Raw genomic sequence first — 14,188 nt, 5'->3', positions numbered from 1 at the left:
GGAGTTTTTAAAAATGAAAGACACATTAATGAGTGTACAAATAATTCCTAAAACACCAGACAATGACAATGTTATACCTTACGTAGACGAGGCGATTAAAATAATTGACGAATCTGGTTTGCATTTTAGAGTAGGTCCGTTAGAAACGACAGTACAAGGAAATATGAATGAATGTTTAATTTTAATACAATCGTTAAATGAACGAATGGTGGAACTTGAATGTCCAAGTATTATTAGCCAAGTTAAGTTTTATCATGTGCCAGACGGCATTACTATTGAAACTTTAACTGAAAAATATGATGAATAACATTAAAAGTGAAGTAAACTGGATTTGAATTGGCTTGTTAGAGATGACGTATAACTTTAACTGTTTTTGCACTTTATAGTTAAATTTAATATAATTATTAAATGATACGGGCAAATAGAAAGGATTTTGTAAAGTGAACGAAGAACAAAGAAAAGCAAGTTCTGTAGATGTTTTAGCTGAGAGAGATAAGAAAGCAGAAAAAGATTATAGTAAATATTTTGAACATGTTTATCAATCGCCTAATTTAAAAGAAGCGAAAAAAAGAGGTAAACAAGAAGTTCGTTATAATAGAGATTTCCAAATTGATGAAAAATATCGCGGTATGGGGAACGAGCGTACATTTTTAATTAAAACATATGGATGTCAAATGAATGCACATGACACTGAGGTCATTGCTGGTATACTTGAAGCATTAGGCTATCAAGCAACGACTGATATTAACACTGCAGATGTTATTTTAATTAATACATGTGCGATTAGAGAAAATGCCGAGAACAAAGTTTTTAGTGAAATAGGTAATTTGAAGCATTTGAAGAAAGAACGACCTGATATTTTAATCGGAGTTTGTGGTTGTATGTCACAAGAAGAGTCAGTAGTGAATAAAATTTTAAAATCGTATCAAAATGTAGATATGATATTTGGTACACACAATATTCATCATTTACCAGAAATTTTAGAAGAAGCATACTTATCTAAAGCAATGGTTGTTGAAGTATGGTCTAAAGAAGGAGACGTTATTGAAAATCTTCCAAAAGTCCGTGAAGGCAACATTAAAGCATGGGTCAATATTATGTATGGTTGTGATAAGTTTTGTACATATTGTATTGTTCCATTTACAAGAGGCAAAGAACGAAGCCGTAGACCTGAAGACATTATAGATGAAGTACGTGAACTTGCTCGTGAAGGTTACAAAGAAATAACGCTTTTAGGTCAAAATGTAAATTCTTATGGTAAAGATTTACAGGATATAGAATATGACTTAGGAGACCTTTTACAAGCAATTTCTAAAATAGCGATTCCAAGAGTTCGTTTCACAACAAGTCATCCTTGGGACTTCACAGATCACATGATTGATGTTATTTCAGAGGGTGGTAATATCGTTCCTCATATCCACTTGCCAGTTCAATCTGGAAATAATGCAGTATTAAAAATAATGGGTAGAAAATATACACGAGAAAGTTATTTGGATTTAGTAAAACGAATCAAAGATAGAATTCCAAATGTAGCATTAACTACAGATATTATTGTAGGGTATCCAAATGAATCAGAGGAACAATTTGAAGAAACTTTAACTTTGTATGATGAAGTTGGTTTTGAACATGCATATACGTATTTGTATTCACAACGTGATGGTACGCCTGCTGCTAAAATGAAAGATAATGTACCTTTAGATGTCAAAAAGGAACGATTGCAACGTTTGAATAAAAAAGTTGGTCATTATTCACAAATAGCTATGAGTAAGTACGAAGGACAAACTGTAACAGTACTTTGTGAAGGTAGTAGTAAAAAAGATGATCAGGTTCTTGCTGGCTACACTGATAAAAATAAGTTAGTTAATTTCAAAGCGCCTAAAGAAATGATTGGTAAACTAGTGGAAGTACGAATAGATGAAGCTAAACAGTATTCATTAAATGGCAGCTTTGTAAAGGAAGTAGAGCCGGAAATGGTGATTCAATAAATGTATAATAAAGATGACGTGTTGAAACAAGCGGATAATATTGCAAATAAAATTAAAAATTTGGATACTATCAAAACATATCAACAAATTGAAGCACAGATTCATCAGAACCAAACGATAAAGACTAAAATGGATATGTTAAAAAAGCATCAAAAACAAGCAGTAAACTTTCAAAATTACGGGAAACAAAATGCGCTAGAACAGTCGGAACATACCATTCAAAGTATAGAAGCAGAAATAAATACATTGCCCATAGTTGAACAGTTTCAAACTTCACAATATGAAGCGAATCAATTATTGAAAATGTTTGTATCAACAATGGAAACACGTTTAAATGACCATAATAAAGCCAAACATAGTGATTAATTACAAACAAAAAGGAGAACAATCATATGAAATCAAGAAAACTGGCTATAACTGCACTTTTAATTGCAATAAATGTTGTATTAAGCAGTATTATCATCATTCCTCTAGGACCAGTTAAGGCAGCACCAGTACAGCATTTTGTAAATGTATTAAGTGCGGTCATAGTAGGTCCTTGGTATGGATTAGCTCAAGCGCTTATATCATCAATTTTAAGAGTTCTTTTTGGAACTGGTACAGCTTTTGCATTTCCGGGTAGTATGATTGGAGTTTTATTGGCTAGTATGTTTTACATATATCGTAAACATATATTCATGGCCGCGGTCGGTGAAGTACTTGGAACTGGTGTCATCGGAAGTTTAATTTGTATACCATTAGCATATTTCCTTGGGCTTCAAGACTTCTTCATTAAACCGTTAATGATTACGTTCATAGTCTCAAGTGCTATCGGATCTATTATAAGTTATTTCTTATTACTTACTCTAAAAAAACGTGGTATTCTTCAAAGGTTTATAAAATAATTTTATGATATATGATTTCAAACAGAGTCATTGTTCATTTTAATATTGAACGCCCTTACTTAATTAAATGTCTTGAATGTTAGAATTTTAATATAATTCTAAACATGCTATTAACACATTTTATTAGGTTTGAGGCGTTTTCTTATACATTTAAGATGCTTCGTTATTATATGGTATGAATAGGTTTGTAAAAGTAAGTATGTTAAAATGTATAAGTTAAATAATTAATAATTAGAAAGCTTACAAACGAATATATTGTAAAGACAAATTTTAAAAAGAGACAAGGGTTGTGAAGAAATAATATGTCTAATGTTACACCAATGATGCAGCAATATTTAAAAATAAAATCAGAATACCAAGATTGCTTATTATTTTTTAGACTAGGTGATTTCTATGAAATGTTTTATGAAGATGCCAAGGAGGCATCACGTGTACTTGAAATTACTTTAACTAAAAGAGATGCTAAAAAAGAAAATCCAATTCCGATGTGTGGTGTTCCGTATCATTCTGCAGATAGTTATATAGATACACTTGTTAATAATGGATATAAAGTAGCTATTTGTGAACAGATGGAAGATCCGAAACAAACGAAAGGTATGGTTAGACGTGAGGTAGTAAGAATTGTGACTCCAGGAACTGTGATGGAGCAAGGTGGTGTAGATGATAAACAAAATAACTATATTTTAAGTTTTGTTATGAATCAACCTGAAATTGCGCTTAGTTACTGTGATGTTTCTACTGGTGAATTAAAGGTTACACATTTTAATGATGAAGCGACTTTATTAAATGAAATTACGACGATAAACCCTAACGAAGTTGTTATCAATGACAATATTTCCGATCATTTAAAAAGACAAATTAATATGGTGACAGAAACAATAACAGTCAGGGAAACGTTATCATCTGAAATCTACAGTGTGAATCAAACTGAACATAAATTAATGTATCAAGCGACACAATTATTGCTAGATTATATTCATCATACACAAAAACGTGATTTATCGCATATTGAGGATGCTGTTCAATATGCAGCTATAGATTATATGAAAATGGATTTTTATGCTAAGAGAAACCTTGAGTTAACGGAAAGCATTCGATTAAAATCCAAAAAAGGAACGCTACTTTGGCTGATGGACGAAACGAAAACACCAATGGGAGCACGCCGATTAAAACAATGGATAGATAGACCACTAATAAGTAAAGAACAAATTGAAGCACGATTAGATATCGTTGATGAATTTAGTGCTCATTTCATAGAAAGAGACACCTTAAGAACATATCTTAATCAAGTGTATGATATTGAACGTCTTGTTGGGCGTGTTAGTTACGGAAATGTTAATGCGAGAGATTTAATTCAACTTAAACATTCCATTTCTGAAATACCGAATATTAAAGCATTACTAAATTCTATGAATCAGGATACTCTTGTACAAGTTAATCAACTAGAACCACTTGATGATTTACTTGATATATTAGAACAGAGTTTAGTAGAAGAACCACCAATTTCAGTTAAAGATGGTGGACTATTCAAAGTTGGTTTTAATATGCAATTAGATGAATATCTTGAAGCTTCAAAAAACGGAAAAACATGGTTAGCAGAACTACAAGCAAAAGAAAGACAACGTACAGGAATAAAATCATTGAAAATAAGCTTTAATAAAGTGTTTGGTTATTTTATAGAAATAACACGTGCCAACTTGCAAAATTTTGAACCAAGTGAATTTGGTTATATGAGGAAGCAAACGTTATCGAATGCGGAACGATTTATAACTGATGAACTTAAAGAAAAAGAAGATATCATTTTAGGTGCGGAAGACAAAGCCATTGAATTAGAATATCAATTATTTGTTCAGCTACGTGAAGAAGTTAAAAAATATACTGAACGTTTACAACATCAAGCTAAAATTATTTCAGAGTTAGATTGTTTACAGAGCTTTGCAGAAATTGCTCAAAAATATAATTATACTAGGCCTTCATTTAGTGAAAATAAAACATTAGAATTAGTGGAATCTAGGCACCCAGTAGTGGAAAGAGTAATGGATTATAATGACTATGTGCCTAATAATTGTCGATTAGATAACGAAACATTTATATATTTAATTACAGGTCCGAATATGTCTGGTAAATCGACGTATATGAGACAAGTTGCCATAATTAGTATAATGGCCCAAATGGGAGCTTATGTCCCTTGTAAAGAGGCTGTGTTACCTATATTTGATCAAATATTCACTAGAATAGGTGCGGCAGATGATTTGGTTTCAGGTAAGAGTACGTTTATGGTAGAAATGCTAGAAGCACAAAAGGCATTAACTTATGCAACAGAGGATAGTTTGATTATTTTCGATGAAATTGGACGTGGTACTTCAACGTATGACGGTTTAGCTTTAGCGCAGGCAATGATAGAGTATGTAGCTGAAACATCACATGCTAAAACGTTATTTTCAACACATTATCATGAATTGACAACATTAGATCAAGCATTACCAAGTCTAAAAAATGTTCACGTCGCTGCTAATGAATATAAAGGTGAACTTATATTCTTGCATAAAGTCAAAGATGGTGCAGTTGACGATAGTTATGGTATTCAAGTTGCGAAATTAGCTGATTTACCTGAAAAAGTTATTAGCAGAGCACAAGTGATCCTAAGCGAGTTTGAAGCGTCTGCTGGTAAAAAATCATCGATATCAAATTTAAAAATGGTCGAAAATGAACCTGAAATTAATCAAGAAAATTCAAACTTAAGTGTTGAAGAAACAACTGATACTTTATCTCAAAAAGACTTTGAACAAGCATCATTTGATTTGTTTGAAAATGATCAAGAAAGCGAGATTGAACTACAAATTAAAAATTTGAATTTATCTAATATGACACCAATTGAGGCATTGGTGAAGTTAAGTGAATTACAAAATCAATTAAAATAGAGGTGTTGCAAAATGGGGAAAATTAAAGAACTCCAAACCTCATTAGCAAATAAAATCGCAGCAGGTGAAGTAGTTGAAAGACCGAGTTCTGTTGTGAAAGAACTGTTGGAAAATGCTATAGATGCAGGCGCTACAGAAATAAGTATTGAAGTAGAGGAATCTGGCGTCCAATCTATTCGCGTAGTCGATAATGGAAGCGGAATTGAAGCGGAAGACTTAGGATTAGTATTTCATAGACATGCGACTAGTAAGTTAGATCAAGATGAAGATTTATTTCATATTAGGACGTTAGGATTCCGTGGTGAAGCACTAGCCAGTATTTCATCAGTTGCTAAAGTAACATTGAAGACTTGCACGGATAATGCTAATGGAAATGAAATATATGTAGAAAATGGTGAAATATTAAATCATAAGCCTGCAAAAGCGAAAAAAGGAACAGATATACTTGTAGAATCATTATTTTATAATACACCAGCACGTTTAAAATATATAAAAAGTTTATACACTGAACTAGGTAAAATAACAGATATTGTCAACAGAATGGCAATGAGTCATCCGGACATTCGAATAGCACTCATTTCAGATGGCAAAACAATGTTAAGTACAAATGGTTCAGGAAGAACTAATGAAGTGATGGCAGAGATTTATGGGATGAAAGTTGCACGAGATTTAGTACATATATCTGGAGATACAAGTGATTATCACATTGAAGGTTTTGTTGCAAAGCCTGAACATTCTAGAAGTAATAAGCACTATATTTCTATTTTTATTAATGGACGATACATTAAAAACTTTATGTTAAATAAAGCGATTTTAGAAGGCTATCATACACTCTTAACAATAGGTAGGTTCCCGATTTGTTATATTAATATTGAAATGGATCCAATCTTAGTAGACGTAAATGTTCATCCAACAAAACTAGAAGTGCGTTTATCAAAAGAAGAGCAACTATATCAATTGATAGTGAGCAAAATACAAGAAGCATTTAAAGACCGTATATTAATTCCTAAAAATAACTTGGATTATGTGCCGAAAAAAAATAAAGTGTTACATTCATTCGAACAACAAAAAATCGAATTTGAACAAAGACAAAACACAGAGAATAAACAAGAGAAGACGTTTTCATCTGAAGAAAGTAACAGTAAGCCATTTATGGCAGAAAATCAAAACGATGAGATAGTTATAAAAGAAGATTCATATAATCCATTCGTAACGAAAACATCTGAAAGTTTAATAGCTGATGATGAATCTTCTGGTTATAATAATACACGTGAAAAAGATGAAGACTACTTCAAAAAACAACAAGAAATTTTACAAGAAATGGATCAAACATTTGATTCAAATGACGATACATCTGTGCAAAATTATGAGAATAAAGCGTCTGATGATTATTATGATGTAAACGATATTAAAGGAACAAAAAGTAAAGACCCTAAACGAAGAATTCCATATATGGAAATTGTTGGCCAAGTACATGGAACGTATATTATTGCTCAAAATGAATTTGGCATGTACATGATTGACCAGCATGCAGCTCAAGAAAGAATAAAATATGAATATTTTCGAGATAAAATAGGTGAAGTTACCAATGAAATACAAGATTTATTAATCCCGTTAACATTTCATTTTTCAAAAGATGAACAATTAGTCATTGATCAATATAAAAATGAGCTTCAACAAGTAGGTATCATGTTAGAACATTTTGGTGGTCATGATTATATTGTAAGTAGCTATCCAGTTTGGTTCCCTAAAGATGAAGTAGAAGAAATTATTAAAGATATGATTGAGCTAATTTTGGAAGAGAAAAAAGTAGATATCAAAAAATTACGTGAAGATGTAGCAATCATGATGTCATGTAAAAAATCTATTAAAGCGAATCATTATTTACAAAAACATGAAATGTCTGATTTAATTGATCAATTAAGAGAAGCGGAAGATCCATTTACATGTCCACATGGTCGTCCAATTATCATTAATTTTTCAAAATACGAATTAGAAAAATTATTTAAGCGTGTGATGTAGAGAGGATGAATCAAGTGAATAACAACATATTGCCTGCCATAAGAAACATTAAAGATTTAGAGAAACTGATTAAAACAGATTATAAAATGTGTGTGCTTCTAGATATGCATATAGGACATATAAAAAGTATTATGGAATTGCTGAAGCAAAATCATATAGAGTGTTTTATTCATATAGATTTGATAAAAGGTTTAAGTCACGATGAATTTGCAAGTGAATTTATTATTCAGCAATACAAGCCAAAAGGTATTGTATCGACTAAATCTAAAGTAATAAAAAAAGCGAAATCATTAAATACTTTAACGATTTTTAGAGTGTTTATTATTGATAGTCAAGCATTGAAACGCAGTATAGATTTGATAAAAAAAGTTGAACCTGATTTTGTTGAAGTACTTCCGGGTGTTGCGAGTAAAGCGATTCATCATATTCAGAAAGAAACAAACACACAAGTCATTGCAGGTGGCCTAATTAATACAATAGATGAAGTTAATGAAGCTGTTAAAAATGGAGCGAAATATGTAACAACTAGTTATGATAAACTCTGGTGAATCATAAGTCTGCAAAAATTAGATTTTTCACTAGATTTAGTCATATAACATATTAAAAAAGCCGTTTTCATATGGGATATGTAATAAGGAATTTAAGGTATCATACAAAGAATAATTAAATAAAATAATTAGCACCTCTAAAACGATTAAAATCATTAAAGTTATAGAGGTGTTTATTTGTAAAAAATGCAACTAGTCATAAAAAATATGGCTGAAGAATGTCATTTAAACAAAATGGCGTCATAAATAATTTAGTTAGGATTGATATTTCTAGTTTTCAAATTAAATCACTTTTATAAAGACTTGAAAAATTAAATTTGACAAAATTTTTACAAAAACCATTGACAACGCTTTCATCTCAATAGTATTATAACAAATATAATAAAAGTTAATACATAGAATAGAGACGGGAGATTTCTACGAGCCAAACTGCTAGTGTAGGAATCTCTTTGTCTTTTTGGGAGGACATTTAATATGAATGTATATTTAGCAGAATTCCTAGGAACTGCAATCTTAATCCTTTTTGGTGGTGGCGTTTGTGCCAATGTCAATTTAAAGAGAAGTGCTGCGAATGGTGCTGATTGGATTGTCATCACAGCTGGATGGGGATTAGCGGTTACAATGGGTGTGTATGCTGTTGGTCAATTCTCAGGTGCACATTTAAACCCAGCGGTGTCTTTAGCTCTTGCATTAGACGGAAGTTTTGATTGGTCATTAGTTCCTGGTTATATTGTTGCTCAAATGTTAGGTGCAATTGTCGGAGCAACAATTGTATGGTTAATGTACTTGCCACATTGGAAAGCGACAGAAGAAGCTGGCGCGAAATTAGGTGTTTTCTCTACAGCACCGGCTATTAAGAATTACTTTGCCAACTTTTTAAGTGAAATTATCGGAACAATGGCATTAACTTTAGGTATTTTATTTATCGGTGTAAACAAAATTGCTGATGGTTTAAATCCTTTAATTGTCGGAGCATTAATTGTTGCAATCGGATTAAGTTTAGGCGGTGCTACTGGTTATGCAATCAACCCAGCACGTGATTTAGGTCCGAGAATTGCACATGCGATTTTACCAATAGCTGGCAAAGGTGGTTCAAATTGGTCATATGCAATCGTTCCTATCTTAGGACCAATTGCCGGTGGTTTATTAGGTGCGGTAGTATACGCTGTATTTTATAAACATACATTTAATATTGGTTGTGCAATTGCAATTGTTGTAGTTATTATTACTTTGATTTTAGGTTACATTTTAAATAAATCATCAAAAAAAGGTGATATCGAATCAATTTACTAAAATAAAAAGAAATGTAAATAGCATAATTTAACATGTTTGATTCATGGATTATGCTATTTTTTCGCCAAAATTTAACGGATTTTGTACAATGGGTTAGCGATTATTTTTTTAATAAAGGAGATACTACTAATGGAAAAATATATTTTATCTATAGACCAAGGAACAACAAGCTCAAGAGCGATTTTATTCAATCAAAAAGGGGAAATTGCAGGGGTAGCACAACGTGAGTTTAAGCAATATTTTCCACAATCAGGTTGGGTTGAACATGATGCAAATGAAATTTGGACATCTGTGTTAGCTGTAATGACGGAAGTAATTAATGAAAATGATGTTAGAGCTGATCAAATTGCAGGTATCGGTATTACAAACCAACGTGAAACAACGGTTGTTTGGGACAAACATACTGGCCGCCCAATTTATCACGCAATTGTTTGGCAATCACGTCAAACACAATCAATTTGTTCAGAATTAAAACAACAAGGATATGAACAAACATTTAGAGATAAGACAGGATTACTTTTAGATCCGTATTTTGCAGGTACAAAAGTTAAATGGATTCTAGACAATGTTGAAGGTGCACGAGAAAAAGCAGAAAATGGCGATCTATTATTTGGAACGATTGATACTTGGTTAGTATGGAAATTATCAGGAAAAGCCGCGCATATTACTGATTATTCAAATGCGAGTCGTACATTAATGTTTAATATCCATGATTTAGAATGGGACGATGAGTTATTAGAACTACTTACAGTACCTAAAAATATGTTGCCAGAAGTTAAACCTTCAAGTGAAGTATATGGTAAGACAATTGATTACCACTTCTATGGTCAAGAAGTACCAATTGCTGGTGTAGCTGGTGATCAACAAGCAGCATTATTTGGACAAGCTTGCTTCGAACGTGGTGACGTGAAAAACACATATGGAACTGGTGGCTTCATGTTAATGAATACAGGTGACAAAGCGGTTAAATCTGAAAGTGGTTTATTAACAACAATTGCTTATGGTATTGATGGAAAAGTAAATTATGCGCTTGAAGGTTCCATCTTTGTTTCGGGTTCAGCAATCCAATGGTTACGTGATGGATTAAGAATGATTAATTCAGCACCACAATCAGAAAGTTATGCGACACGAGTTGACTCTACTGAGGGTGTTTATGTTGTTCCAGCTTTTGTAGGTTTAGGAACACCATATTGGGATTCTGAAGCACGTGGTGCGATTTTCGGTTTAACACGTGGAACTGAAAAAGAGCACTTTATCCGTGCAACATTAGAATCATTATGTTACCAAACTCGTGACGTTATGGAAGCAATGTCAAAAGACTCTGGTATCGATGTCCAAAGTTTACGTGTCGATGGTGGTGCAGTTAAGAATAACTTTATTATGCAGTTCCAAGCAGACATTGTTAATACTTCTGTTGAAAGACCTGAAATTCAAGAAACTACAGCTTTAGGTGCTGCATATTTAGCAGGTTTAGCAGTTGGATTCTGGGAGAGTAAAGATGATATCGCTAAAAACTGGAAATTAGAAGAAAAATTCGATCCGAAAATGGATGAAGGCGAAAGAGAAAAATTATATAGAGGTTGGAAAAAAGCTGTTGAAGCAACACAAGTTTTTAAAACAGAATAAACTTGTAGATTAGACTTTTGTATAAACATTGTGATACAATCAATTTAAGTTAATATTTGAATCGAGAAACGAGAGATTTGTTCGAACATGTACAATTGAAGGATTGTTTATGTGGGACAAGTCTCTCGTTTTTACATTTTTTAGGAGGCGTTTTGGAATGGCATTGTCTACTTTTAAGAGAGAACATATTAAAAAGAATTTAAGAAATGATGAATATGATTTAGTAATTATTGGTGGCGGTATTACAGGTGCAGGTATTGCACTAGACGCGAGTGAAAGAGGAATGAAAGTTGCATTAGTTGAAATGCAAGACTTTGCACAAGGAACAAGCTCAAGATCTACAAAATTAGTCCATGGTGGTTTACGTTACTTAAAACAATTCCAAATAGGAGTAGTTGCCGAAACTGGTAAAGAACGTGCGATTGTTTATGAAAATGGGCCTCATGTTACGACTCCAGAGTGGATGCTTTTACCAATGCATAAAGGTGGAACATTTGGTAAATTCTCAACATCAATTGGTTTAGGAATGTATGATCGTTTAGCAGGTGTTAAGAAGTCTGAACGTAAAAAAATGTTATCTAAAAAAGAAACTTTAGCTAAAGAACCATTAGTTAAAAAAGAAGGTCTAAAAGGCGGCGGTTACTATGTTGAATATCGTACTGACGATGCGCGTTTAACTATTGAAGTTATGAAGCGTGCTGCCGAAAAAGGCGCAGAAATTATCAACTATACTAAGTCAGAACACTTCACTTATGATAAAAATCAACAAGTAAATGGTGTTAATGTTATAGATAAATTAACTAATGAAAATTATACAATTAAGGCTAAAAAAGTGGTTAATGCAGCAGGTCCATGGGTTGATGATGTTAGAAGTGGTGATTATGCACGCAATAATAAAAAATTACGTTTAACTAAAGGTGTACATGTTGTTATTGATCAATCAAAATTCCCATTAGGTCAAGCAGTATACTTTGATACTGAAAAAGATGGAAGAATGATTTTTGCAATCCCGCGTGAAGGAAAAGCGTATGTAGGTACTACAGATACATTCTATGACAATATCAAATCTTCACCATTAACTACACAAGAAGACAGAGATTATTTAATCGATGCGATTAATTACATGTTCCCTAGTGTTAATGTTACAGATGAAGATATTGAATCAACATGGGCAGGAATTAGACCATTAATTTACGAAGAGGGCAAAGACCCTTCTGAAATCTCTCGTAAGGATGAAATTTGGGAAGGTAAATCAGGTTTATTAACTATTGCAGGTGGTAAATTAACAGGCTATCGTCACATGGCTCAAGACATTGTTGATTTAGTATCTAAACGCTTGAAAAAAGACTATGGTTTAACATTTAGTCCATGTAATACAAAAGGTCTGGCAATTTCTGGTGGCGATGTAGGTGGTAGCAAGAACTTTGATGCGTTTGTAGAGCAAAAAGTAGATGTAGCTAAAGGATTCGGCATTGATGAAGATGTTGCGAGACGTTTAGCATCTAAATATGGTTCAAATGTTGATGAATTGTTCAACATTGCGCAAACATCTCAATACCATGACAGCAAGTTACCATTAGAAATTTATGTAGAACTTGTTTATAGTATTCAACAAGAAATGGTATACAAACCTAACGATTTCTTAGTTCGTCGTTCTGGTAAAATGTACTTCAATATTAAAGATGTATTAGATTATAAAGATAGTATCATCGATATTATGGCTGATATGTTAGACTATTCTCCAGCTCAAATTGAGGCTTATACTGAAGAAGTTGAGCAAGCAATTAAAGAAGCGCAACATGGAAATAATCAACCAGCAGTTAAAGAATAATTAATTTGTACAATCATAAACTGGTGTCCTGTTTTAAGGGCATCAGTTTTTTTATATGAGATACATTAGTCAATTGAAACTATGCATCACTAAATGTATGATAATAATAAAAGCGAATATAAAAACGTTGTTATTAAAGGTGTGAGATGATGACTGAAAAACAATTTAAATTAACTGTACAAGATAATACGAATATTGAAGTTAAAGTGAATTTTACAGATGTAGATTCAAAAGGAATTATTCATATATTTCATGGTATGGCTGAACATATGGAACGTTACGATAAATTAGCACATGCACTTTCTAAGCATGGCTTCGATGTGATACGTCATAATCATCGAGGACATGGTATTAATATTGATGAATCAACAAGAGGGCATTACGATGGTATGAAACGAGTTATCGGTGATGCCTTTGAAGTAGCGCAAACAGTGAGAGGCAATGTTGATAAACCATACATTATAATCGGACATTCAATGGGATCCGTTATAGCTAGATTGTTTGTAGAAACATATCCGCAATATGTTGATGGTCTAATTTTAAGTGGTACTGGTATGTATCCATTATGGAAAGGATTACCAACCGTTAAGGTGTTACAACTGATTACAAAAATTTATGGTGCCGAGAAACGGGTTGAATGGGTTAACCAGTTAGTATCAAATAGTTTTAATAAAAAAATACGTCCATTACGTACACAAAGTGATTGGATTTCTAGTAATCCAACTGAAGTAGACAACTTTATTAAAGATCCATATAGTGGATTTAATGTGTCAAATCAATTATTATATCAAACAGCATATTATATGCTACATACATCACAATTAAAAAATATAAAAAAGTTAAATCATGCCATGCCTATATTATTAGTTTCAGGATATGACGATCCTTTAGGTGATTATGGTAAAGGGATTTTAAAATTGGCGAATATATATAGAAAAGCCGGCATTAAAAATGTTAAAGTTAATCTTTATCATCATAAACGTCATGAAGTGTTATTTGAAAAAGATCATGACAAAATTTGGGAAGACTTGTTTAAATGGTTGAATCAATTTTATAAAAAATAAAGAAAGTGGAATTA

General features: G+C 32.3%; 11 protein-coding genes. All 11 read left to right on the top strand.

Features of this window, described 5'->3' with window-relative positions; translation table 11 throughout:
- The first annotated feature begins 13 nt into the window (after positions 1-13).
- The 11 genes from NST10_RS03790 (at position 14) to NST10_RS03740 (ending at position 14,174) form a co-directional block, all read left to right on the top strand.
- A complete protein-coding gene (locus tag NST10_RS03790) occupies positions 14-307 on the top strand; it encodes an MTH1187 family thiamine-binding protein (RefSeq protein WP_000655672.1) in 294 nt (97 codons plus the stop codon).
- 133 nt (positions 308-440) lie between these two features.
- Complete coding sequence (gene miaB, locus NST10_RS03785; protein WP_339211309.1) at positions 441-1,985, top strand: tRNA (N6-isopentenyl adenosine(37)-C2)-methylthiotransferase MiaB; 1,545 nt, start codon at positions 441-443, stop codon at positions 1,983-1,985.
- The gene (locus NST10_RS03780; RefSeq protein WP_000282386.1) at positions 1,986-2,351 is read left to right on the top strand and encodes a RicAFT regulatory complex protein RicA family protein; all 366 of its coding nucleotides are present in this window, start codon (positions 1,986-1,988) and stop codon (positions 2,349-2,351) included.
- Between the two features lie 26 nt (positions 2,352-2,377).
- Entirely contained in the window at positions 2,378-2,869 is a 492-nt protein-coding gene (thiW, locus tag NST10_RS03775; protein WP_000842278.1) for an energy coupling factor transporter S component ThiW, read from the top strand.
- Between the two features lie 302 nt (positions 2,870-3,171).
- Entirely contained in the window at positions 3,172-5,790 is a 2,619-nt protein-coding gene (gene mutS / locus NST10_RS03770) for a DNA mismatch repair protein MutS (RefSeq protein WP_000073334.1), read from the top strand.
- 12 nt (positions 5,791-5,802) lie between these two features.
- Entirely contained in the window at positions 5,803-7,812 is a 2,010-nt protein-coding gene (gene mutL, locus NST10_RS03765) for a DNA mismatch repair endonuclease MutL (RefSeq protein ID WP_000516249.1), read from the top strand.
- Positions 7,813-7,817: 5 nt separating this feature from the next.
- The gene (locus NST10_RS03760; protein ID WP_001077635.1) at positions 7,818-8,360 is read left to right on the top strand and encodes a glycerol-3-phosphate responsive antiterminator; all 543 of its coding nucleotides are present in this window, start codon (positions 7,818-7,820) and stop codon (positions 8,358-8,360) included.
- Between the two features lie 474 nt (positions 8,361-8,834).
- On the top strand, positions 8,835-9,653 hold the full coding sequence (locus tag NST10_RS03755) for an MIP/aquaporin family protein (RefSeq protein ID WP_001103747.1): 819 nt from the start codon (positions 8,835-8,837) through the stop codon (positions 9,651-9,653).
- A gap of 129 nt (positions 9,654-9,782) precedes the next feature.
- Entirely contained in the window at positions 9,783-11,279 is a 1,497-nt protein-coding gene (gene glpK, locus NST10_RS03750) for a glycerol kinase GlpK (RefSeq protein ID WP_000417379.1), read from the top strand.
- A gap of 157 nt (positions 11,280-11,436) precedes the next feature.
- The gene (locus NST10_RS03745; protein ID WP_001218603.1) at positions 11,437-13,110 is read left to right on the top strand and encodes a glycerol-3-phosphate dehydrogenase/oxidase; all 1,674 of its coding nucleotides are present in this window, start codon (positions 11,437-11,439) and stop codon (positions 13,108-13,110) included.
- Positions 13,111-13,259: 149 nt separating this feature from the next.
- Entirely contained in the window at positions 13,260-14,174 is a 915-nt protein-coding gene (locus NST10_RS03740; protein WP_339211299.1) for an alpha/beta hydrolase, read from the top strand.
- Positions 14,175-14,188 lie beyond the last annotated feature (14 nt).

This window comes from Staphylococcus sp. FSL W8-0305 (genome assembly GCF_037966415.1).
GTDB classification, from domain to species: domain Bacteria; phylum Bacillota; class Bacilli; order Staphylococcales; family Staphylococcaceae; genus Staphylococcus; species Staphylococcus aureus.
Note: the sequence above shows the minus strand (reverse complement) of the source record. Positions and strands in the feature narration are given on the sequence as shown.

Coding starts and splice junctions, on each gene's coding strand:
- NST10_RS03790 (WP_000655672.1), top strand. CDS start 14: ATGAAAGACACATTAATGAGTGTACAAATAATTCCTAAAACACCAGAC.
- NST10_RS03780 (WP_000282386.1), top strand. CDS start 1,986: ATGTATAATAAAGATGACGTGTTGAAACAAGCGGATAATATTGCAAAT.
- thiW (WP_000842278.1), top strand. CDS start 2,378: ATGAAATCAAGAAAACTGGCTATAACTGCACTTTTAATTGCAATAAAT.
- mutS (WP_000073334.1), top strand. CDS start 3,172: ATGTCTAATGTTACACCAATGATGCAGCAATATTTAAAAATAAAATCA.
- mutL (WP_000516249.1), top strand. CDS start 5,803: ATGGGGAAAATTAAAGAACTCCAAACCTCATTAGCAAATAAAATCGCA.
- NST10_RS03760 (WP_001077635.1), top strand. CDS start 7,818: ATGAATCAAGTGAATAACAACATATTGCCTGCCATAAGAAACATTAAA.
- NST10_RS03755 (WP_001103747.1), top strand. CDS start 8,835: ATGAATGTATATTTAGCAGAATTCCTAGGAACTGCAATCTTAATCCTT.
- glpK (WP_000417379.1), top strand. CDS start 9,783: ATGGAAAAATATATTTTATCTATAGACCAAGGAACAACAAGCTCAAGA.
- NST10_RS03745 (WP_001218603.1), top strand. CDS start 11,437: ATGGCATTGTCTACTTTTAAGAGAGAACATATTAAAAAGAATTTAAGA.
- NST10_RS03740 (WP_339211299.1), top strand. CDS start 13,260: ATGACTGAAAAACAATTTAAATTAACTGTACAAGATAATACGAATATT.